The following is a 21,024-nucleotide window of genomic DNA, read 5'->3' as shown; positions in this document are numbered from 1 at the left end:
AGCCATGTGCGGGATCGCCGGAATCTTTCATGCTGAAACGCCAAAGCCGGTCGATCCCAGGCGGATCGAGCGGATGTGCGACGCAATGGCTCATCGTGGGCCCGATGGTGCCGGTGTCTGGACCGAGCAGGGGGTGGGGCTTGGCCACCGCCGCCTTTCGATCATCGATCTGGAAGGCTCTCCGCAACCTATGCTTTCCGCTGATGGCCGCGCAGTCATCGCGTTCAATGGCGAGATTTACAACTTTCGCGAGTTGCGCCGGGAGCTTGAGAGCCAAGGCGCGAAATTTCGTACATCCGGCGACACCGAGGTCATCCTGGCCGCATGGCAACGCTGGGGCGTAGATTGCCTCGAAAAACTCCATGGCATGTTCGCCTTCGCGCTTTACGACCTCGACAAACGACAATTGTTCTTGGCCCGCGACCGGTTTGGCGTGAAGCCATTGTTCATGACCCGTCTGGCCGATGGCGGCCTGGCATTTTCCTCCGAGCTCAAAGGGCTGCTCGCGCATCCGCAGATGCGTCGCCGCGTCAATCCGCAAGCCGTGGATGCGTACCTCACTTGGGGCTATGTTCCGGACACGCACTCAATCCTTTCCGGGGTGGAGAAACTACAGGCCGGTCACTTCCTGCTCCTCGAACAGGGTCGGCCCATTCCGGCCCAGCGCAGGTGGTGGGACATCAGTTTTGCCGATCGCGCGAAGGGGAGCGAAGCGGACCTGTCAGCTGAACTGGTCCATTTGATGCGTGAAGCTGTCCAGTCACGCATGGTATCGGATGTGCCGCTTGGAGCATTTCTTTCAGGCGGAGTGGACTCATCGAGTGTCGTCGCATTGATGAGCGAGGCGAGCGCTGAACCTGTTCGCACTTGCTCTATAGGGTTCGATGTCGCGGCGCTGGACGAGACAAACTACGCGTCTCGGATCGCGCAAAGATTCAGCACGGATCATGACAGTCGTATAGTCGCCAGCGATGACTTTGAGGCCGTCGATCAGATCTCGGCGATGTTCGACGAGCCATTCGCAGACGCTTCGGCATTGCCGACATGGCGGGTCTGCCAATTGGCACGCGAGAAGGTGACGGTCGCCTTGTCTGGGGATGGCGCTGACGAAGCGTTTGCTGGATATCGCCGCCAGGTCTTTCACCATAATGAGGAAAAGGTGCGCTCGCTCTTACCCGCCGGATTGCGCCAGCCGCTTTTCGGAGCACTTGGCCGCTTTTGGCCAAAGGCCGACTGGGCACCGCGCCCATTGCGAGCGAAAGCGACACTGCTGGCGCTCGCCGAAAGTGGAGAGAGCGGCTATGCGCGCGCCCTTTCAGTTGCGACGCACGATCAGCGCGCATCGCTTTACGATCCGGAATTCACGAGAAAATTGAGTGGTTTTCGCGCCGAAGATGAACTCATTTCTCTTATGAAATCTGCGCCAGCGAGAAGCGGTCTCGACCGCGCTCAATATGCGGACCTCACTTTCTGGCTGCCCGGCGATATTTTGACGAAGGTGGATCGTACGAGCATGGCGGTGAGCCTGGAAGCCCGCGAACCGTTGCTAGACCATCGCCTCGTCGAGTTTGCTGCCCGGTTGCCGGAGGGGATGAGGGTGAAAGGCACGACAGGCAAGCACCTGCTGAAGAAATGTATGGAGCGGTATCTTCCGAACGATATCCTCTATCGCCCAAAGCAAGGGCTTGTGACCCCCATTGCTCAATGGCTGCGTGAACCATTGAACTCTGAAACACGAATGATTGCCTCGAGCTCAACCCTGTCGGGTTTGGGTTGGTTCAAGCCCAACGAGATCCGGCGTCTGGCTGACGATCACATTTCAGGGCGCAGCGATCATTCACGCGTCCTTTGGCAACTGCTCATGCTGGAGCGCTCACTGAAGCATTTGAATGTTTCGGGATAGAAATCAGCGCTGAGGCGTACTTATCCCCAGTGCAAGGGAATAAAATGTCTCGTTTGCACATATTTGGCCCAAATAGAGACTCGTCTCGTCTCATGAGCTGAAATAAATGTTTGCCTATTTGCCAAGTGGTAGGTTAGCAATGCGTTAAAGCAGGCCAAAAGGCCGCATTCGCGCTCGATCATGATGTCAAGCGCACTAGGGTCGAATTGGAGTTACGCGCAATGGACAGCAGCGTCGGCAAGGCAATTCCATGGACAGGCGATGAGCAATTAATCGCCGAGAGCGCAATCCACAATTCAATCCCGGAAGAACTCTTTGCACTGCAGGAACTCGATGTCCTGTATGACGATCGCAGCGCGGCATTGTGGACCTATATGAGCCCCGAAGGACGGCCCTCCTTCACACCAACCATGCTTGGCGACTTCGAGAGTTGGCAGGATCTGATCGAAAGCGGTTTTGGTCCCGATAAGGTGCCACTGCGCTATCTGATTTTAGGTAGCCGATCCCCCGACGTTTTCTGCTTTGGCGGTGACCTCGATCTGTTTCAGCGTCTCATCAGGGACCGGGATCGCGATGCGCTCGTCGAGTATGGACATCGTTGCTGCAGGATCCTGGATCGCAACATCCGAACCCTCGACATTCCGATGCTGACCGTAGGTCTGGTGCAGGGTACTGCTCTCGGCGGCGGCTTCGAAGCGCTCTTGTCCTTCGACTACATCATAGCTGAGCGGCACGCGACATTTGGGCTGCCTGAAGTGATGTTCGGGCTTTATCCCGGGATGGGCGCTCATGCCTTGCTGGTTCGCAAACTGGGATCGGCGCTGGCAGACAAGATCATCGTTTCGAACGAGACCTTCACGGCCGAACAGATGTACGAGTTTGGAATCGTCAACCAACTGGCCGAACCTGGTGACGGTGCGAACGCGGTTCGCGAGTTCATCAAGAAGTCCGAGCGTCGTCACGCAGGACTTGTCGGTGCGCGTCTTGCAACCAAGCGGGTTTGGCAGCTCCATCTCCAGGAGCTCAACGAGATCACCGAGTTGTGGGCTGACACAGCCTTGCAGCTAACTGAGACCGATCTGAAAGTCATGAGCAGGCTGGTTGCCGCGCAAGCACGTCTTGCCGAACGGATTGCCACCGCAGCGGCCTAAGGTCCGCGATCAGGTCTCGGCTCCGTGGCCTAGCGCCATGTATTCATCGCTCTGCATTTCATTGAGCCGGCTAACCGTCCGCTCGAACTCGAAGCTTCCATCGCCTGCGGTGTAGAGTTCTTCGGGTGGCGCCTCGGCGGTCACAAACAGCTTCACCCTGTGCTCGTATAGGGCATCGATCAAAGTGACGAAGCGCGCAGCTTCGTTGCGTTGATCAGGGCCCATTTTGGGGATCCCGACAAGGATGATCGTGTGGAATGCGCGGGCGAGGGCGAGGTAGTCCGATGCGCCGCGTGCCTCTCCGCACAGGCGCTTGAAGCTGATCGCCGCCACCCCTTTCAACGACTTGGGTACGTGCATGTCGCGCTTTGAGCTGATGTCGAGCACGCCGGTGGGAACGTTTGCTGCATCCTGCGGGTCAAAGTCGGTGAGGCGGAAGAACACCTCGCGCACCTTCGCAGTTGCCTCATCGCTGAATGGCGAGTGCCAAGTGGCCATGTCTCCGATACGGTCGAGTCGGTAATCGGTGGGGCCGTTCAACCCAACCACATCCAACTCCTCATTGATGAGGTCGATGAAGGGCAGGAAGTGCTCGCGATTGAGGCCATCCTTGTAGAGATCTTCTGGCGGACGGTTCGAAGTGGTGACGATGCATACGTCTTGCTCTCGAATGAGCTGTGTGAACAGCCGGCTCATGATCATCGCGTCGGCTGAGTTGTTCACCACCATCTCGTCGAAGGCGAGCACTCTCAGGCCCTCAGAGAGCTTGGCTGCAACCGGCGGAATCGGGTCGCCTTCGTGGCGTTGGCGAGCGATCCGCATTTCCTCGTGCACCTCCTGCATGAAGGCATGGAAGTGAGCGCGGCGCTTTTCAGGAATGGCGAGCGTGTCGTGGAACAGATCCATCAGCATCGACTTGCCGCGCCCGACACCGCCCCACATGTAGACGCCTTGCGGCCGCTCCTGCTTTCGCGCGAACAGCTGGGCGAGCAAGCCACCGGGCTTCTCGGCCTCAAGCTCCTTTTGCAGCGCATTCAACCGCTCGACTGCGCGCCTTTGGTCGGGGTCCTCGCGCAACTCTCCGTTGGCGATTAGCTGCTCGTAGCGGGCGCGCATGCGGGTCATCAGCTGGCCTGCTGAGGACGCGGCTTCATCTTGCGCACGATGCCGGAATAGGACGCGACCACATCGTCATCCTGCATCACCTGCCCTCGCACGAAGACGAGCTTCCCGGTCTCGCGCACGATCTCGTTCACGGCGTCTAGTGGCCGGTTCGGATCACCGCCGCCCACGAATTGGGTAGAGAGCTCCAGCGTCACCGATGGCCCGGCATTGCCGCTGCCGATCGTGTGCATCGTCGTGAACATCGAGATGTCGATCAGCGCGAGCGTTACGGCACCGTGGATGATGCCCTGCAGGTTCTCATGGCGGCGTTCGGGGAACATGCGCAGCCGCGCTTTCCCATCCTCATCGACGCGCGTGATGAGGCGCCCCATGACGGCGCCGTTGAACAGCGACTGATCCTTGAGGTTCCAGTGCCTCCAGCCCGGATTGTCCGGATCGGGCCCGTGCTCAAAGACGTCTTCGCCCAGACCTTTGGGTCCCGATGTCATGGCCGCGCGATCAGATGGCGCGTTCGGCCATCATCTTCTTGGTTTCTGCGATTGCCTTGGCGGGCGAGAGGCCCTTGGGGCAGACATTCGCGCAGTTCATGATCGTGTGGCAGCGATAGAGGCGGAAGGGGTCTTCCAGCTCGTTCAGGCGTTCACCCGTCATCTCGTCGCGGCTGTCGGCCAGCCAGCGATAGGCTTGAAGCAGGATTGCCGGGCCGAGGAACTTGTCCGAATTCCACCAGTAGCTCGGGCACGACGTCGAGCAGCACGCGCACAGGATGCACTCGTACAGACCATCCAGCTTCTCGCGCTGTTCGGGCGTCTGCAGACGCTCTTTGCCCGACGGCGTCGGGCTGACGGTTTGCAGCCAGGGACGGATCGAGGCGTACTGCGCGTAGAAGTGCGTGAAGTCGGGCACGAGGTCCTTGATCACGTCCATGTGCGGCAGGGGCGTGATGCGGATCTCGCCCTTCAGGTCTTCGATCGCGGTGGTGCAGGCAAGGCCATTCGCGCCGTTGAGGTTCATCGAGCACGATCCGCAGATGCCTTCGCGGCACGAACGGCGGAAGGTCAGCGTCGGGTCGATCTCGTTCTTGATCTTGAGCAATGCGTCGAGAACCATCGGACCGCAATCGTCGAGGTCTATCTCGAACTTGTCGTATCGCGGGTTCTCACCACTGTCGGGATCGTAGCGATAGACCTTGAACGACTTCACCCGTTTCGCGCCATCGGCCTTATGCACTTTGCCGCTTGGCTTGATCTTCGAGTTCTTCGGAAGGGTGAATGTCGCCATGATGTAGATGTCCCTGTCTATCAGTGTCCTACTTAACGCCTGTGGCATGGGAGGCAAGGCGTCAAAGCTTGCGAGCTGTGCGATGCGTGTTGCCAGTTGTTCAAGTGGCTCCCACGATTTCTGGTTTTTCCTGCGAGTGTGGACCGCACAAGCACCCTTATGAAAGAATGGGTCATACGTTCAAGATACTGATACATAAGGATAATATGCCGGTTGCGGCTGTAGGATGTGTGACTTTACGATTTCTCAGTCTCCTTCTCACCGTTACGCCTCACCCAAGCCGGAACTTTTCGCGGTCTCGCTCGCTCTACCGGACATGGACGAAGTAGGAAAATGGCCCCGCAGCGCTGCGATATTTGGTGCGAGCGGCGGCATCGGGCGAGCAATTGCCGAGACACTGGCAGCCCGTGGTTGCGAGATCGTCCATGTCGGCTCGCGCAGCGGCAGCGCACCTGAAGGCGCCGCATTTCGGCCTTTCACGTTCGACCTCACCGATGAGAACAGCATTGCCGAGACTGCGAGAAGCATGAAGAACGCGCCGCCCGAATTGGTGCTCGTTGCCAGCGGGGTTCTCACCCTATCGGACGGAACCGGGCCGGAGCGCACCTACAAGCGGCTCGATCCCGAAAAGATGGCGCAGGTTTTCGCCATCAACACGATCGGCCCGGCGATCATCGCAAAGCACATGCTCGCGTTCATGCCGCGCGACCGGCGTTTCGTGTTCGCAGCTCTGAGCGCGCGCGTCGGTTCGATCAGCGACAATGGGCTGGGCGGTTGGCATTCCTATCGTGCTTCCAAGGCTGCGCTCAACATGCTGCTCCGCAACTTTGCGCTGGAGACTGGCCGCACCCACAAGCAGGGCGTTATTGTCGGACTGCACCCCGGCACCGTGGACACGCAGCTGTCCGAGCCATTCCAAACCAATCTACCCGAAGGCCAACTCACCACGCCCGACGAGGCAGCTGCCATGCTGCTCGATGTGATGAGCGGCCTCGACGCTGATGACAGCGGCAAGGTTTTCGATTTTGCGGGTAAGGAAGTGCCGGCCTAACCGGTTGCCAGCATCGCCCACACGAAGACAAAACCGGCCAGCGCAATCGCGATTGCCGTTGCCCTGAGTGCGCGTCCCGAAACAAAGCGGGCGACCAGCTCAATCACCGCTCCCAGCGTCAGCAGCATCAGTGCCGCAACGACGAAATCGCCGATCTGCCAATTGACCTCGCCCGTTAACTGCATCGCCAAGAGCGGGATCGCCAACAGCGTGCAGGAGAGCGCGCCAAAAGCGATCCTATAGGATCGAAAATTGGGGTTGGTCGATAGTGCGGCGGACATGGTTCATGCTCCCATTGGTTTGGGTGTATGCCTCCGAAGCGGATTATGGACCTGCCTCGCCATTATTGGCAAGTGCCGCGTGCGCTTACGCCGCGATCAATGCGTTGCGACGCCACGCCTCGGCGAGCAGTGTTTCAAGCAGGTCGCCATGGCTGAAGCCCGCTTCCTTTGCCGCCTTTGCCATCACCTTTTCCGACCACAGATTGCAGTTGAGGTTGATCTCGATGAAGTTGATGTCGCCGGTCTTCAGGTCGACCCGAAACTCGATCCGGCCATAATCGAACGGCAGGAATTCGCGGGCGAACTTGTGCGCCATTTCTTCGATTCTCGGCGCGAACTCGGCGTGGTCGAACCTCTTGAGGGCGGCCTTTTCCGTGTTCGGGACCAGGTCGCGTTTCTCGTAATAGGTCCAGAGTTTCTGTGTGTTTTCACGCTCATACCACAGCATCGGCAGCGCAACCGGCTTGCCGTGCATCGTGATGAAAGCGCACTGGACATCGTATCCGTCGAGGTATGGCTCAACGATCGCATCGTGGCCCTGACCGTGAATGTCAGCGATGGAATTGGTCACGCCATTCCAGTCATAGGCATCGGAAATGCCCCAGCTGGCTGAGCTTGCGTTGGGCTTGATCACCCAGCGCCCATCGGGGGAAGGGGGCAGGTCGCTTTCCTGCACTGGAGCGCCTCTGCGAAAACAGAACCAAGGCGCAGTCGGAACGCCGGCATGGGTCGCGACCAGCTTGGAAACCGACTTGTCATCGCCAAGCCCGCGCAGGAACGGCATCGCGCCCAGATAAGGCAGGCGGTGCATGTTGCACAGGACCGGGATCAGCATTTCAGAGTTCACGAAGCCGCCGCGATTGAGCAGCGGGAACACGAAATCGACGTCGGGCCGCGTGAAAAGCACATCATAGCTGTCGGCAAGATGCAGATTCAGGCCAAGCTGTTCGAGGCTGGTGCGCACTTCGTGATGGTAGATGGCATGGTTGCCGTCTTCGGGATGCATCCCGCCGCCCCAATTGGCGTGCTTTGCCATGAACAAAAGCCGCACACGCTCTTTGTCTTCTGCAGCGATGCGCAGCGGGGTCAGGGTCTCGCTCATACTTCTTCCGGTCTTTACAATGCGCCCCGTCTCTCTCGCGCATTAGTCGGCCTTTGCCTTACGCGCCAGCCCCTTGCTGAAGCGGCGTGACGGGTTGCACACAAAATCATTTGGCAAATGGGCGGATATGAGGGAAACTTACCGCTCGGCAATCGGGCTCAGGAGGGATCGGTGGGCTTGGGAGACTGGTACGACGCGCATGTAATGCCGCGCCTCATTCGATGCGCATGCAGCACCGGGCAGGTGATGAAGCGGCGTGCAATGGTGGTGCCGCTCGCCAAAGGCGACGTGTTCGAGCTTGGCTGCGGCGGCGGGATCAACCAGGAATTTTACGATATCGAAGCCGTGTCATCCTATGCCGGGATCGATCCGCATGAGGGCCTTCTGGACAATGCGCGGGCTGCGGCTGAGGCCAAGGGCTGGCCTGCCGACATCCGCCAGGGGATAGGCGAAGATATTCCGTTTCCGACTGGCTCCTTCGATACGGTGGTTTGCACCTTTACCCTGTGCTCGGTGCAGGACCCGGCGAAGGTTCTCTCGGAAATGCGGCGTATCCTGCGGCCGGGAGGGCAGGCGCTGTTCCTCGAGCACGGACGCGCTCCCGATCACGGCGTCGCGAAGTGGCAGGACCGGATTGAGCCCGTTTGGAAGCGCATGGCGGGGGGATGCCATCTCACGCGCCCGATCGGCTCGGCGTTTCGTGGGAGCGGGTTCGAGGTCGAACCGCTGGGGCAGGGTTATCTGCCCAAGGCGCCGAAGTTTGCCATGTGGAACGAGTGGGGGATCGCGCGCAAAGTGGGTTTGTGACGCAGCACGAATAAGAAAGGGGCCGGGAAAATGCGTTCTCCCGGCCCCTTTTTTCTCAGCAATTTGTGAAGATTACTCGCCGAAAGTGCGTTGCCACCAGCCACCGCGCTTCTTGCCGCCATCGGCTTGCTCGTCGGCCTTGTCGTCGGAGGCAGGCTCCTCTGCCGTTTCGGCGGGAGCTGCGTCCTCAGTCTTGGCCTCCTCGGTGGGGGCCTCCTCGGCAGGAGCTTCCTCGACCTTCTTCTTGCGAGGGGCGCGCTTGCGAGCCGGCTTTTTCTTGGGCTCCTCCTCTGTGGGAGCTTCCTCGACCTTGGCTTCCTCAGCAGGAGCAGCTTCCTCGGCAGGCGCTTCCTCGACCTTTTTCTTGCGAGGGGCGCGTTTGCGCTTGGGCTTTTCTTCCTTGGGAGCCTCTTCGGTCTCCCCGTCCGCCTTGGCGTCCGTTTCGGCAGCCATCGCCCCGGCAGTTTCAGGAGCATCGTCTGGTCCGGCGACAACGGTCATGTCTTCCTTGACCTGTTCGGATACCTCTTCGAGGTTTTCCGCGTCTTCAGATGTCACCGTTTCGTCGGTCTTCTTGCGACGACCGCGACCACCGCGGCGGCGGCGGCGCTTGGGCTTCTCTTCGCCATCGTCCGAGGTCTCTTCCGAAGCCTCGTCGCCGTCCGATGCATCGCTGTCGTCGCTGTCGTCGCTGTTGTCTTCGCCGTCTTCCGACGAACCGGTGTCCTGACGCTTCTTGCCGCGACCGCGACCACCACGACGGCGGCGGCGCTTTTTCTTCTTGGGCGCGTCATCGTCCTCTTCGGAGCCGTCATCCTCGGGGATGTCGTCCTCGTCCTCGTCGTCGTCGACGATCGGTTCGAATTTCGGAGCCTCGGTCGGGCGCGGGCCCTGGCTCGAGACTTTCATCTTCGCGCCTTCGTCCTCGCCTTCGGGCATTACCTCGACGATGACGCCATAGCGTTGCTCGATCTCGACCAGCTCGTGGCGCTTCTCGTTGAGGAGATAGACCGCTGCCTCGGTGCTTGCTTCAAGGCAGATCTTGCTGCCTTTGCCCTTGGCCGCTTCATCTTCGATCAGGCGCAGTGCGGAAAGACCGGCGGACGATGCCGTGCGAACGAGACCCGTGCCATCGCAGTGCGGACATTCGCGCGTCGTTGCTTCGAGCACGCCGGTGCGCAGGCGCTGGCGGCTCATTTCCATCAGGCCAAAGCCCGAAATGCGGCCAACCTGAATGCGCGCGCGGTCGTTCTTGAGCGCCTCTTTCATCGCCTTTTCGACTTTGCGGACGTTGGAATTGTATTCCATGTCGATGAAGTCGATGACGACAAGGCCCGCCATATCGCGCAGGCGCAGCTGGCGCGCGATTTCGCGTGCTGCCTCAAGGTTGGTGTGAAGCGCGGTCTGCTCGATCCCGTGCTCCTTGGTCGAGCGTCCGGAGTTGATGTCGATCGAAACCAGCGCTTCGGTCGGGTTGATTATCAGATAGCCGCCCGATTTCAGCTGAACCATCGGATCATACATCGCACGCAGTTGGTCCTCCGCGCCATAACGCTGGAACAGGGGCACGGGGTCCGAATAGGCTTTCACCCGGCGCGCATGGCTGGGCATCAGCATTTTCATGAAGGCCTTGGCCGACTTGTAGCCTTCTTCGCCCTCGACCACGACTTCCTCGATCTCGCGATTGTAGATGTCGCGGATTGCACGCTTGATAAGGTCGCTGTCCGAATGGATCAGGCTAGGTGCAGTCGACGCCAGCGTGGTCTGGCGGATATCGTCCCACAGCCTTGCAAGGTAATCGAAGTCGCGCTTGATCTCGGTCTTGGTGCGGCTGAGGCCCGCGGTTCGAACGATCAGGCCCATGGACTTGGGCAGCGACAAGTCGGAGACGACCTGCTTCAGGCGCTTGCGGTCGCTGGCCGAGTTGATCTTGCGGCTGATCCCGCCGCCATGCGACGAGTTCGGCATCAGGACCGTGTAGCGCCCGGCAAGGCTCAGGTAAGTGGTGAGCGCAGCGCCCTTGTTGCCGCGCTCTTCCTTGACGACCTGTACGAGCAACACCTGGCGGCGCTGGATGACATCCTGGATTTTGTAGCGGCGGCGAAGTGCCATGCGCTTTGCGCGCACTTCATCGACTTCCTTGGCGCGGCTGCGGCCCTTTTGCTGGCCTTTCTTGCCGCCCTGACGACGGCGACCGCGACCCCGGCGACCGCGGCGCGGCTTTTTTTCGCCATCGTCACCGTCTTCGCCGTCTTCGGAGGATTCTTCGCCCTCGTCTTCGCTATCGTCTTCGTCCTGATCATCGTCGTCGTCATCATCCGATGCGCCGTCTTCGATGGTCGAAACCTTGTCCTTATCCGAGGTGTCGATTTCCTCGAGGCCGTCTTCGGCGAGGTCTTCGGCAAGCGCTTCCGCGCTTTCGTCTTCTGCATCGTACTCCTCACCAGGAGTGATGCCCTCTTCCTCTTCCTCGTCGCGAAGCCGCGCTTCTTCTTCAGCGGCCTCCGCCTCTTCAGCGAGCAGCGCTTCGCGGTCGCTTTGCGGAATCTGGTAGTAGTCCGGGTGGATTTCGTTGAAGGCGAGGAAACCGTGGCGATTGCCGCCAAAATCCACAAAAGCCGCCTGCAACGAGGGTTCGACCCGCGTGACCTTGGCTAGATAGATGTTTCCTTTGATCTGCTTGTGTTCAGCAGATTCAAAATCGAATTCCTCAATCCGATTGCCTTTGAGTACCGCCACCCGGGTTTCTTCCGAGTGGCGCGCATCGATTAGCATGCGCGTTGCCATGTAATATTCTCCAAACGCCCCGTCGCTTCGCCAGCGAATGGCGGGAAGGGCGTGTCTTGTTGGGGTAATCGGCCCGCTGCACCGCGCCTGCAAAGGCAGGTTCGATGGTCGGGCCGGTAGTGGTAAATGCGCGCTTCTGCATGTGCGGGAAGCGGGCAGTGATCGTGTCTGCTGAAACGAGAGTGCGGATCATGTCCGCGCTGCGACTCGCGAACTCACCCATGCCGCCGGTGCGGATAGTGTGTTCCTGCGAGGAGAAGCGTCTCGTCACTGCATCAACCTGTCATGTGGCCGGTCTTTGCGCCGGGTAAAGCGCTGTTCGGCCTTGCGAATGAAGCCGGAAGCGTGCGCGTCAACAATTGATCGCGAGCCGCCCCGTTTCGATTACAAGCGCTAGCACCGGTGGTTAAGCGCCGCAACTCTATTGCGCATACACAACGCAACATTCTAAGCCGTTAAGACAATGAGCATCCGAACGCTTCTGTTGCTTATCCTCGCTGTGCCCGCCCTTGTCTTGGGCGGCGCCATAGCAATGGGCGTGACCATTCCGGTGCCGGAATGGGGTCGCGAATACGTGATGCGCTTCCTTCTCGATCCCGCGCCAGAGCAGGTTGATTTGCCCGATATCCTGGGGCCTGACGATCCGACGAGGCCACTGGTCGTGCTCGATGCAGGACATGGTGGGCGCGATCCTGGGTCGATCGGGCGCGATGCTTCAGGCGAAGAGGTGCTTGAAAAGGATATCGTCTTCGCGCTGACAATGGCTCTTCGTGACAGGTTGCTCGAAGAAGGCGGGATCAGGGTCGCCCTTACGCGGAGCGACGACACGATCATCCCGCTTGCACAGCGTCCTGAAATTGCTCGCCAGCTGGACGCCGACTTGTTCCTCTCGATCCACGCGGATTCCGCTGGCGGCCGCAGCGACGTTGCCGGGGCGAGCATCTACACCTTGTCGAACGAGGCATCCTCCGAGGCTGCGGCCCGATTTGCAGAGCGCGAGAACGCCGTCGACAGTTTGAACGGCATTACGATCGAAGGGCAGAGCGCCGAAGTCAGCGCGATCCTTGTCGAATTGTCGCAGCAGCGCACGCAGGATGATGCGACCGAGTTCGCCTCGCTTATTGCTAGGGAAGGCGCTGAGGTGATCCGCTTTCACCCTCAAGCGCGGCGTTCGGCGGTCCTTGCCGTGCTGCGTGCGCCCGATGTGCCGGGAGTTTTGTTCGAAAGCGGCTTCGTCACAAATGAGGCCGACCGGGCACGGCTTACCACCGAGGAAGGGCAGCGGGCCTATGCCGAAGTGCTCGCGCAAGCGATCCGAGTCTATTTCGCACGCCGGGCCGAGCCATAGGCGGACCTTTGCATGCCGCTCTGGCATTCCGCGCCGATCCACTATAAATCGCAAAATCAATGACTGAAGCAGACCCCCAAGCTCTCAATTTCGTCGATTATGTCCGCTATCGCATCAACCGCGATCTGTCGGGCGCGCTCGCGTGGTTTTCTGCCAAGTGGCGCGAAAGCCTGCTGTTCAAGCTGGGCGCATTCGCGGTGGGAGCCTTTGCGCTTCTCTGGATCGCGGCGTGGGGTTGGCTGGCGAGTGACCTTCCCGAAGCGGAAAGCCTGACCGAATACCAGACGCCTTTGCCGACCGTGGTGCGCGGCATCGATGGCGAGATCGTTCATTCCTATGCGCGCGAACGGCGCGTGCAGCTTCAGTATAACGATTTTCCCGATCGGCTGATCGAGGCCTATCTTTCTGCTGAGGACAAGACTTTCTTCAGCCATGGCGGCGTCGATTACACCGGCACGGCCAATGCAGTAATCGACTATCTCAATCCCAGCCGAACGGGGCGCGCAGTGGGTGGTTCGACCATCACGCAACAGCTTGCGAAGATCCTCCTGCTCGGCGACGAATATTCGGTGACGCGCAAGCTCAAGGAGATGATCCTTGCCGGCCGCATCGAGCAGGTGCTCTCGAAGGAAGAGATCCTCGAGCTTTACCTGAACGAAATTCCGCTCGGACGCCGCTCCTTCGGGGTGCAGGCGGCTTCGCGTGCCTATTTCGACAAGGATGTGGGTGAGCTTGAGCTGCACGAGGCAGCATTTCTCGCAATCCTTCCCAAGGCACCCGAGCGCTATGGCCGCAGCGGCCAGGAAGAAGCAGCGATGACCCGCCGCGATTTCGTGCTCGCACAGATGGAAGAAAATGGCTTCATCACCGAAGCCGAACGTGCCGCTGCAGCAGCGCAGCCGCTTGGTCTCGTGTCGCAGCGCAGTCAGCGCAGCGCAGATGCTGGGTACTTCCTCGAGGAAGTGCGCCGCGAGTTGATCGAGAAATTCGGCGAAACCGCAGAAGATGGCGAGAACAGCGTCTATGCTGGCGGACTTTGGGTGCGCACTTCGCTCGACACCGGCTTGCAGGAAGCCTCACGCGACGCGCTTCGCCGGGGCCTCATCCGTTATCATGGTCGCCGTGGCTGGTCGGGCGCGATCGCCACCATTGATGTGAGCGAAGGCAATTGGGCGAGCCAACTCGCAAGCTCCTACCTCGGCGTGCGCTATGAAGACTGGCGCGTAGGTGTCGTCACGCAGCGTAGCGGGTCGTCGGCTACAGTCGGTTTCTCGAACGGCGATGAGGCTCCGCTGTTGAACCTGCCTAATGCATTGAAAGCCGGCGACGTGATTGCCGTCAGTCCGGCAGGCAACGGCTTCCGGGTCGAGACAATTCCAGAAGCGCAGGGCGGGGTGGTCGTGCAGGACGCGCAGACCGGTCGCGTGCTAGCCATGCAGGGCGGGTTCGATCACCGCCTGTCGGACTTCAACCGCGCAACGCAGGCGATGCGGCAGCCGGGATCGACCATTAAACCGTTCGTCTACGCGACCGGCCTCGACAACGGCATGACGCCTTCGACTGAGGTCGATAACACGCGGTACTGTTACTATCAGGGCCGCAATCTCGGCGAGAAGTGCATTCGAGGCGGGCGCGCGGGCCAGTTCCCGATGCGGTACGGGCTTGAGCAATCGCAGAACATCATGACCGTTCAGATCGGCATGCAAGCAGGCATGGAGAACGTGGTCGACACGATCGAGACGCTCGGCATCTCCGAGGATCCCGATCCCTACGCAGCAACCGCGCTGGGTTCGGAAGAGACGACCGTTGGCAAGATGGTCGCTGCTTATGCCGCGCTTGCCAATCATGGCCGACTGAACCAGCCCACCGTTATCGACTACGTGCAGGATCGCAATGGCCGCGTGATCTGGCGCGCGGATGAGCGTGCCTGCAATGGCTGTAACATGGCCGAGTATGACGGCAGCCCCATGCCGCGCTTTGGCATCAAAGGCGAGCAGGCGATGGATGCGCGCACTGCCTATCAGACCATGCACATGCTTGAAGGCGTTGTGACGCGCGGAACCGCGACGATTCTGCGCGACCTTGACCTGCCGCTCTTCGGCAAGACCGGAACAACTACCGGACCCAAGGACGTGTGGTTCGTTGGCGGGACGCAGCGCCTGATTGCGGGCGCTTATGTCGGCTTTGACAATCCGCGCAACATGGGCGGCTATGCCTATGGCGGGACGATTGCTGCACCTATCATCAAGGACTTGATCCAGAACTCGAAGGAGCGCTGGGAAACCGTACCGCCTGTTGCACCTGAAGGTATCCGCATGGTCCGCGTCGATCGGCGCACCGGCAAGCGCGTCCTCGATGGCTGGCCCACCGGCGATCCGCGTGGTGACGTCATCTGGGAAGCCTTCAAACCCGACACCGAACCAGACCGCCGCACCCGCCAGGACGAGATTGCGGCCAAGCGTGACGAAATCCTGGCGCTGATCGCTGCTGGCCGCGCTGGCGATACGCGCGGCGGGCGCCGTGAGGGCGAGCCTACGAACTTTGCTGAAGAGCAGGGAGGAATCTACTGATGCGTCAGCTGTTTACCGCTATTGCGGCCATGATCGGTCTTCTCGCCATGGGCACGGCGACGAGCGCCAAGGCAGAGCTCAAGGTAGGCGATCCTGCCCCGGTATTCTCCACCAATGCAGCGCTTGCCGGAGAGGGGAAGAATGTCATTCTCACCGCCATGCTGCGCGATGGGCCCGTCGTCCTCTATTTCTACCCCAAGGCATTCACCAGCGGCTGCACGCTCGAAGCGAACGCCTTCGCCGAAGCGATGCCCGAATTCGAAGCTGCGGGGGCATCGGTCCTCGGCATGTCGAACGACGATATCGAAACGCTCAAGCGCTTCAGCCGCGAGGAATGCCGCGATGCTTTCCCGGTCGGTGTCGCAAGCCGCCGCCTGATCGACGCCTATGACGTAGCCGCTGGCAATTCGGGTTTCGCCAGCCGCACCTCCTATGTCATCGGCCGGAACGGACGTATCGCTCACGTCTATTCGAGCAGCGACTGGCGCGGTCATGTGCGCGAAACCTTGGCTGCGGTAAAGGCGCTCTCGAACTGAGGCGCGCCGCGCGCTTTACAATCGGCTGACCGACGCTAAGCGGGCCTTCTGAACTGACACGTAAGGAATAATTATGCGGGCCGAGGCCCAGGCACATATCGACCGGATCGAAGCGGCGCTCGCTCTCGTCCGGCAATCGCTCGATTGGGAGCGCGCCCTGCGTCGCCTCGACGAGCTGAATGCGCGCGTCCAGGATCCGACGCTTTGGGACGATCCCAAGGAAGCGCAAAAGATCAGCCGCGAGCAAAAGCAGCTCGAAGATGCGGTCAACACCGTCAACGAGATCAGCGCCGAAATGGGCGACGCGGTCGAATTCATCGAAATGGGTGAGGCCGAGGGCGAGGAAAGCATCGTCAACGATGGCCTCAAAAGCCTCGAGAAGCTCGCCGCGCGCGCCGATGCAGACAAGGTGCAAGCGCTCCTGTCGGGTGAAGCGGACGGAAACGACACCTATCTCGAAATCCATGCAGGCGCTGGCGGAACGGAATCGCAGGACTGGGCCGAAATGCTCTTCCGCATGTATGGCCGCTGGGCCGAACGGCGCGGGTTCAAGGTCGAAACGGTCGAGTATCAGGCCGGCGATCAGGCCGGGATCAAGTCGGCAACGCTGCTGCTGAAAGGCGACAACGCCTATGGCTATGCCAAGACCGAGAGCGGCGTTCACCGCCTCGTCCGCATCAGCCCGTATGACAGCGCGGCAAAGCGTCACACGAGCTTTTCGAGCGTCTGGGTCTATCCGGTGATCGATGACGATATCGACATTGAGATTAACCCGGCTGACCTCAAGATCGACACCTACCGCGCATCGGGTGCGGGTGGTCAGCACGTCAACACCACCGATTCCGCGGTTCGCATCACTCACCAGCCCACCGGCATCGTGGTTGCTTCGCAAAACGACCGTTCGCAGCACAAGAATCGCGCCACCGCGATGAACATGCTGAAAGCGCGATTGTTCGAGCGCGAGATGGCCGAGCGCGAAGCTGCCGCTTCGGGCGAGTACCAGGAAAAGAGCGAGATCGGGTGGGGTCACCAGATCCGCTCTTACGTGCTCCAGCCGTACCAGATGGTGAAAGACCTTCGCACCGGCGTCACTTCAAGCTCGCCTGACCGCGTGCTCGATGGCGATATCGACGACTACATCTCCGCCGCGCTTGCCCAGCGTGTAACCGGCGAGAAGGTCGAGGTGGAGGACGTCGAATGATGTTGGCAAGGCTCGGCATGCTGGGCCTTGCTGCGGCGGCCCTTGGCGGGTGCGACGCTTTCTCGCAGCCGCCGAGTGACAGGCTCGACACCGCGCTTGAGTTCCCTCAGCCAGCACGCGACGTCGCTCAGACGGTTTCCAACCAGTTCTCAAACGAAGACGCCCGCGATGAGCGCGGCGAGGCGACGGCGGTCATGGACCTTGCCAATATCTCGCCCGGCATGACTGTCGCCGATATCGGGGCGGGCGAAGGCTATTATACGGTCCGTCTCGCCAACCGTGTGGGCGAAGATGGGCGCGTGCTCGCTCAGGACATCGATCGCGAAGCGCTGCAGCGGCTCGGTCGACGTGTTGAGCGTGAGCGGCTCGAAAACATCTCGATCAAATTGGGCCGCGCGGACGATCCGCAGCTGCCGGTCGACAGTTTCGACCGGATTTTCCTCGTTCACATGTATCATGAAGTCGAGGAGCCCTACGCGTTTCTCTGGCGGATGTGGCCTGCGCTGGCCGACGAGGGGCAAATCATTGTGGTCGATGTAGATCGCCCCACGGGTCGCCATGGCATCCCGCCCGCGCTGCTGTTCTGCGAGTTTAAGTCGATCGGATACAAGCTCGTCGAATTCGTCGAACGCCCCGACCTTCGCAGCTATTTCGCTCGGTTCGAGCGAGGCGACGAGCGCCCAGAACCTGAAGCCATTTCGGTCTGCGCCAACAGCTGACCAAATCCACGTTTTTCAATACCGGTCCAAGCGCCCTTTCCAGCACCGATGCGCGGTGCTAGGCGCTGCGACCATAAAAATCGGCCTATGAGAAAGGCCAGGACTTAGAGGAGAGTCGCCGGGGATGACTGATTTCCCAACCCATTTCGACCGCGAAGATTTGCTCAAATGCGCACGCGGTGAGCTGTTCGGGCCAGGCAATGCGCAATTGCCCGAACCGCCCATGCTGATGATGGACCGTATCACCGATATTTCCGGCGATGGCGGAGAGCATGGCAAGGGCCATGTTGTTGCCGAATTCGATATCAAGCCTGACCTGTGGTTCTTCGATTGCCACTTTCCCGGCAATCCGATCATGCCTGGCTGCCTTGGCCTTGATGGCCTTTGGCAGCTGACCGGTTTCAACCTTGGTTGGCGAGGCTGGAAGGGTCGCGGTTATGCACTTGGAGTGGGCGAGGTGAAGCTTACCGGAATGGTGCGCCCGGATCGCAAGATGCTGAAATATTTTGTCGATTTCACCAAGGCGGTTCAGACCCGCCGCCTTACCATGGGTGTCGCTGATGGCCGGGTCGAAGCCGATGGCGAAGTCATCTATCAAGTCAAAGACATGAAAGTCGCCCTGTCCGAGGCCTGATCGGGGCCAAAGACTGGATCAACTGGGGCGAAAAGGGGATTTATGCGCCGCGTCGTTATCACCGGGTTGGGGATCGTATCCTCGATTGGAAACAATGCAGATGAAGTGCTTGCCTCGCTGAAGGCGGGCAAATCTGGCATCTCTTTCAATGAGGAAATGGCCGAGCACGGGTTCCGTTCGCAGATCGCGGGTGCAATTGATCTCGACGTCAAAGAGCACGTCGACAAGCGCACGCTTCGCTTTATGGGGCCGGGCGCAGCCTACGCGCACATCGCGATGGGTCAGGCGATTGCCGATGCCGGGCTTGAAGAGAAGGACGTCATCAACCCGATGACGGGTGTGATCGCCGGCTCCGGCGGGCCTTCGACCTCGGCGATGCTGGCCGCGCATCAATCGGTGCTCAAGACCGGCGGGACCAAGCGGATCGGCCCGTTTGCAGTGCCCAAGACCATGTCGTCGACGGTCAGCGCGAACCTTGCCACGGCTTACCAGATCAAGGGCATGAATTTCTCGATCACGTCCGCGTGCTCGACCTCGCTCCATTGCATTGGCATGGCAGCGCAGCAGATTGCGTTGGGCACGCAGGACGTCATGTTCGGCGGTGGCGGAGAAGAGCTCGACTGGACGCTCTCGTGCCTGTTCGACGCCATGGGCGCGATGTCGAGCAAGTATAACGACACGCCGGAGCGCGCATCACGAGCTTTCGATGCCGACCGCGACGGTTTCGTTATCGGCGGCGGCGGCGCAATGGTGGTGCTGGAAAGCCTCGAACATGCACAGGCACGCGGGGCGAAAATCTATGCCGAAGTCACTGGCTTTGCGGCAACCTCGGACGGCGCTGACATGGTTGCACCATCGGGCGAGGGCGGGGAGCGTGCGATGCGCGGCGCAATCCGCACGCTCGGCGAAGACCGCAAGGTCAGCTACATCAACGCGCACGGCACTTCGACACCTGTCGGCGATGTCGGCGAGATCGAAGCGGTGCGCCGCGTCTTTGGAGATGGTTCGACCCCGCCGGTCAGCTCGACCAAGTCGATGACCGGTCACAGCCAGGGCGCTACCGGCGCTCAGGAAGCGGTCTACTGTCTGCTCGCGCTAGAGAACGATTTCATCATCCCGTCGATCAATGTCGAAACGCTCGACCCGGCGCTCAAACCGGAAGAGATCGCGACGAAGCTGGTGGAGAACGCCGGGCTCGACACGGTCATGACCAACAGCTTCGGGTTTGGCGGGACCAACGGGTCGATGCTGTTGTCGAAGTTTCACGGATAAAGTGAGGTAGCTATGGGCGTGCTTGCTGGAAAACGAGGGCTCGTAATGGGTGTCGCCAACGATCGCTCGATCGCGTGGGGCATCGCCAAGGCCTGCGCCGAAGCAGGCGCGGAGCTTGCCTTTACCTATCAGGGCGAAGCTTTCGGCAAGCGACTTGCACCGCTGGCTGAGAGTGTCGGCTCTGACACGATGCTCGACGTCGATGTTACTGACGACGCCTCGCTCGACGCGGCGTTTAGCGCGCTGCAGGACAAGTGGGAAACGCTTGATTTCGTCATTCACGCGGTTGCGTATTCGGACAAGTCGGAGCTGACAGGCCGGATCCTCGACACCAGCCGTGCGAACTTCAAAAACTCGATGGATATCTCCGCCTACAGCTTCATCGAGGTCGCGCGGCGCGCTCACCCGATGATGAAGGAGAATGGCGGCACGCTCCTGACACTAAGCTACATGGGTTCCAACCGTGTCACGCCGAATTACAACGTCATGGGCGTTGCCAAGGCGGCGCTTGAGGCGGGTGTGCGATACCTTGCCAACGACCTCGGCCCTGAAGGCATTCGCGTGAACGCGATCAGTCCGGGCCCGATGAAGACGCTTGCGGGTTCGGCCATTGGCGGCGCGCGCAAAACCTACAAGCACACGGAGGCCAACGCTCCCCTGCGCGCCAATGCGACGCTTGAGGCGGTGGGCGGAACGGCTGTGTATCTGTGCTCCGACGCGGGCGCATGCACGACCGGTGAGATTATCCGTGTCGATGGCGGCTTCCACGTCCTCGGCATGCCTCAGCACGATAACTTGTGACGATGGAGATCCGGCGCACCGACCTCAGCGAACCTGAAGTCGCGGCGCTGATCGACCTGCATACGCGCGAGATGTTCGAAGGCTCGCCGCCCGGCACCAATCACGCGCTCGATCAGTCTGGCTTGAAAACGCCTGACATGGAGGTGTTTGCGGCGTGGAACGGCGAGCGTCTTCTTTCGATTGGCGCCATCCGCAAGCATGATGATTTCGCCGAGATAAAGTCGATGCGCGCGCACCCACAGGCGCGTGGCAGGGGCGCGGGCAAGGCGATCCTGACGGCCTTGATCGATCGGGCGAAGGAACTTGGCTATCCCGAGATCAAGCTTGAGACAGGATCGGGCGAACTGTTCGAACCTGCGACCCGGCTTTACCGAAGCTTTGGCTTTGAACCGTGCGAGGCCTTTGCGGGCTACACGCCGGGCGAGTTCAACAAGCTCTTTTCACTCAAGCTCTAG

The 21,024-nt window shown here is 60.4% G+C and carries 19 protein-coding genes; 13 read left to right on the top strand and 6 right to left on the bottom strand.

Annotated features, from left to right (window positions below; translation table 11 throughout):
• Positions 1–4 precede the first annotated feature (4 nt).
• Positions 5–1,903: an XrtA/PEP-CTERM system amidotransferase gene (locus NAP1_RS05985; protein ID WP_007164347.1), complete on the top strand. Its 1,899-nt coding sequence runs from the start codon at positions 5–7 to the stop codon at positions 1,901–1,903.
• Between the two features lie 221 nt (positions 1,904–2,124).
• Positions 2,125–3,054, top strand: a complete 930-nt coding sequence (locus NAP1_RS05980) for a crotonase/enoyl-CoA hydratase family protein (RefSeq protein ID WP_007164346.1) — start codon at positions 2,125–2,127, stop codon at positions 3,052–3,054.
• Between the two features lie 9 nt (positions 3,055–3,063).
• Here NAP1_RS05980 and zapE read toward each other — a convergent pair whose 3' ends face one another.
• Genes zapE through NAP1_RS05965 form a run of 3 tightly spaced genes read right to left on the bottom strand, consistent with a single transcriptional unit; the run spans position 3,064 to position 5,460 of the window.
• Positions 3,064–4,179 carry a cell division protein ZapE gene (gene zapE / locus NAP1_RS05975; protein WP_007164345.1) on the bottom strand — a complete coding sequence of 372 codons (1,116 nt, stop codon included), beginning with the start codon at positions 4,177–4,179 and terminating at the stop codon, positions 3,064–3,066.
• A complete protein-coding gene (locus NAP1_RS05970; RefSeq protein WP_007164344.1) occupies positions 4,179–4,667 on the bottom strand; it encodes a PaaI family thioesterase in 489 nt (162 codons plus the stop codon). The genes zapE and NAP1_RS05970 overlap by 1 nt, the downstream gene beginning before the upstream one ends.
• Before the next feature lie 10 nt (positions 4,668–4,677).
• On the bottom strand, positions 4,678–5,460 hold the full coding sequence (locus NAP1_RS05965; RefSeq protein ID WP_007164343.1) for a succinate dehydrogenase iron-sulfur subunit: 783 nt from the start codon (positions 5,458–5,460) through the stop codon (positions 4,678–4,680).
• 316 nt (positions 5,461–5,776) lie between these two features.
• Here NAP1_RS05965 and NAP1_RS05960 point away from each other — a divergent pair, with 316 nt between their 5' ends.
• Positions 5,777–6,511, top strand: coding sequence for an SDR family NAD(P)-dependent oxidoreductase (locus tag NAP1_RS05960; RefSeq protein WP_007164342.1), 735 nt, complete (start codon positions 5,777–5,779; stop codon positions 6,509–6,511).
• Here NAP1_RS05960 and NAP1_RS05955 read toward each other — a convergent pair.
• On the bottom strand, positions 6,508–6,792 hold the full coding sequence (locus tag NAP1_RS05955; protein ID WP_007164341.1) for a hypothetical protein: 285 nt from the start codon (positions 6,790–6,792) through the stop codon (positions 6,508–6,510). The two genes, NAP1_RS05960 and NAP1_RS05955, sit on opposite strands and share 4 nt — an antisense overlap.
• Positions 6,793–6,877: 85 nt before the next feature.
• On the bottom strand, positions 6,878–7,894 hold the full coding sequence (locus NAP1_RS05950; protein WP_007164340.1) for a phosphoribosylglycinamide synthetase: 1,017 nt from the start codon (positions 7,892–7,894) through the stop codon (positions 6,878–6,880).
• A gap of 204 nt (positions 7,895–8,098) precedes the next feature.
• Here NAP1_RS05950 and NAP1_RS05945 point away from each other — a divergent pair, with 204 nt between their 5' ends.
• Positions 8,099–8,701 carry a class I SAM-dependent methyltransferase gene (locus NAP1_RS05945; RefSeq protein ID WP_007164339.1) on the top strand — a complete coding sequence of 201 codons (603 nt, stop codon included), beginning with the start codon at positions 8,099–8,101 and terminating at the stop codon, positions 8,699–8,701.
• 72 nt (positions 8,702–8,773) lie between these two features.
• On the opposite strand, the gene NAP1_RS05940 is transcribed toward NAP1_RS05945, so the two are convergent.
• The gene (locus tag NAP1_RS05940; protein WP_007164338.1) at positions 8,774–11,488 is read right to left on the bottom strand and encodes a ribonuclease E/G; all 2,715 of its coding nucleotides are present in this window, start codon (positions 11,486–11,488) and stop codon (positions 8,774–8,776) included.
• A 463-nt stretch (positions 11,489–11,951) separates the two neighbouring features.
• Here NAP1_RS05940 and NAP1_RS05935 point away from each other — a divergent pair, with 463 nt between their 5' ends.
• From NAP1_RS05935 to NAP1_RS05895, 9 genes are all read left to right on the top strand, one after another.
• Positions 11,952–12,836 (top strand): N-acetylmuramoyl-L-alanine amidase, encoded by an 885-nt coding sequence (locus NAP1_RS05935; RefSeq protein WP_007164336.1) that lies wholly within the window; start codon positions 11,952–11,954, stop codon positions 12,834–12,836.
• A gap of 59 nt (positions 12,837–12,895) precedes the next feature.
• The gene (locus NAP1_RS05930) at positions 12,896–15,406 is read left to right on the top strand and encodes a penicillin-binding protein 1A (RefSeq protein WP_007164335.1); all 2,511 of its coding nucleotides are present in this window, start codon (positions 12,896–12,898) and stop codon (positions 15,404–15,406) included.
• Positions 15,406–15,942 carry a peroxiredoxin gene (locus tag NAP1_RS05925; RefSeq protein ID WP_007164334.1) on the top strand — a complete coding sequence of 179 codons (537 nt, stop codon included), beginning with the start codon at positions 15,406–15,408 and terminating at the stop codon, positions 15,940–15,942. The genes NAP1_RS05930 and NAP1_RS05925 overlap by 1 nt, the downstream gene beginning before the upstream one ends.
• Before the next feature lie 73 nt (positions 15,943–16,015).
• Complete coding sequence (prfB, locus tag NAP1_RS05920; RefSeq protein WP_007164333.1) at positions 16,016–17,143, top strand: peptide chain release factor 2; 1,128 nt, start codon at positions 16,016–16,018, stop codon at positions 17,141–17,143.
• Positions 17,140–17,862 (top strand): class I SAM-dependent methyltransferase, encoded by a 723-nt coding sequence (locus NAP1_RS05915; RefSeq protein ID WP_007164332.1) that lies wholly within the window; start codon positions 17,140–17,142, stop codon positions 17,860–17,862. The genes prfB and NAP1_RS05915 overlap by 4 nt, the downstream gene beginning before the upstream one ends.
• A 124-nt stretch (positions 17,863–17,986) precedes the next feature.
• Positions 17,987–18,496: a bifunctional 3-hydroxydecanoyl-ACP dehydratase/trans-2-decenoyl-ACP isomerase gene (gene fabA, locus NAP1_RS05910; protein WP_007164331.1), complete on the top strand. Its 510-nt coding sequence runs from the start codon at positions 17,987–17,989 to the stop codon at positions 18,494–18,496.
• Positions 18,497–18,538: 42 nt separating this feature from the next.
• Positions 18,539–19,768, top strand: a complete 1,230-nt coding sequence (locus NAP1_RS05905) for a beta-ketoacyl-ACP synthase II (RefSeq protein WP_007164330.1) — start codon at positions 18,539–18,541, stop codon at positions 19,766–19,768.
• A 45-nt stretch (positions 19,769–19,813) separates the two neighbouring features.
• Positions 19,814–20,569 (top strand): enoyl-ACP reductase, encoded by a 756-nt coding sequence (locus NAP1_RS05900; protein WP_007164329.1) that lies wholly within the window; start codon positions 19,814–19,816, stop codon positions 20,567–20,569.
• Positions 20,570–20,571: 2 nt separating this feature from the next.
• On the top strand, positions 20,572–21,024 hold the full coding sequence (locus tag NAP1_RS05895) for a GNAT family N-acetyltransferase (protein ID WP_007164328.1): 453 nt from the start codon (positions 20,572–20,574) through the stop codon (positions 21,022–21,024).

Source organism: Erythrobacter sp. NAP1 (assembly GCF_000152865.1).
Taxonomy (GTDB): domain Bacteria; phylum Pseudomonadota; class Alphaproteobacteria; order Sphingomonadales; family Sphingomonadaceae; genus Erythrobacter.
This window is presented reverse-complemented; position numbering and strand designations above follow the sequence as displayed.

Coding starts and splice junctions, on each gene's coding strand:
- prfB (WP_007164333.1), top strand. CDS start 16,016: ATGCGGGCCGAGGCCCAGGCACATATCGACCGGATCGAAGCGGCGCTC.
- NAP1_RS05935 (WP_007164336.1), top strand. CDS start 11,952: ATGAGCATCCGAACGCTTCTGTTGCTTATCCTCGCTGTGCCCGCCCTT.
- NAP1_RS05900 (WP_007164329.1), top strand. CDS start 19,814: ATGGGTGTCGCCAACGATCGCTCGATCGCGTGGGGCATCGCCAAGGCC.
- NAP1_RS05915 (WP_007164332.1), top strand. CDS start 17,140: ATGATGTTGGCAAGGCTCGGCATGCTGGGCCTTGCTGCGGCGGCCCTT.
- NAP1_RS05960 (WP_007164342.1), top strand. CDS start 5,777: ATGGACGAAGTAGGAAAATGGCCCCGCAGCGCTGCGATATTTGGTGCG.
- NAP1_RS05985 (WP_007164347.1), top strand. CDS start 5: ATGTGCGGGATCGCCGGAATCTTTCATGCTGAAACGCCAAAGCCGGTC.
- NAP1_RS05945 (WP_007164339.1), top strand. CDS start 8,099: ATGCCGCGCCTCATTCGATGCGCATGCAGCACCGGGCAGGTGATGAAG.
- NAP1_RS05970 (WP_007164344.1), bottom strand. CDS start 4,667: ATGACATCGGGACCCAAAGGTCTGGGCGAAGACGTCTTTGAGCACGGG.
- zapE (WP_007164345.1), bottom strand. CDS start 4,179: ATGACCCGCATGCGCGCCCGCTACGAGCAGCTAATCGCCAACGGAGAG.
- NAP1_RS05905 (WP_007164330.1), top strand. CDS start 18,539: ATGCGCCGCGTCGTTATCACCGGGTTGGGGATCGTATCCTCGATTGGA.
- NAP1_RS05895 (WP_007164328.1), top strand. CDS start 20,572: ATGGAGATCCGGCGCACCGACCTCAGCGAACCTGAAGTCGCGGCGCTG.
- fabA (WP_007164331.1), top strand. CDS start 17,987: ATGACTGATTTCCCAACCCATTTCGACCGCGAAGATTTGCTCAAATGC.
- NAP1_RS05950 (WP_007164340.1), bottom strand. CDS start 7,894: ATGAGCGAGACCCTGACCCCGCTGCGCATCGCTGCAGAAGACAAAGAG.
- NAP1_RS05940 (WP_007164338.1), bottom strand. CDS start 11,488: ATGGCAACGCGCATGCTAATCGATGCGCGCCACTCGGAAGAAACCCGG.
- NAP1_RS05955 (WP_007164341.1), bottom strand. CDS start 6,792: ATGTCCGCCGCACTATCGACCAACCCCAATTTTCGATCCTATAGGATC.
- NAP1_RS05980 (WP_007164346.1), top strand. CDS start 2,125: ATGGACAGCAGCGTCGGCAAGGCAATTCCATGGACAGGCGATGAGCAA.
- NAP1_RS05925 (WP_007164334.1), top strand. CDS start 15,406: ATGCGTCAGCTGTTTACCGCTATTGCGGCCATGATCGGTCTTCTCGCC.
- NAP1_RS05965 (WP_007164343.1), bottom strand. CDS start 5,460: ATGGCGACATTCACCCTTCCGAAGAACTCGAAGATCAAGCCAAGCGGC.
- NAP1_RS05930 (WP_007164335.1), top strand. CDS start 12,896: ATGACTGAAGCAGACCCCCAAGCTCTCAATTTCGTCGATTATGTCCGC.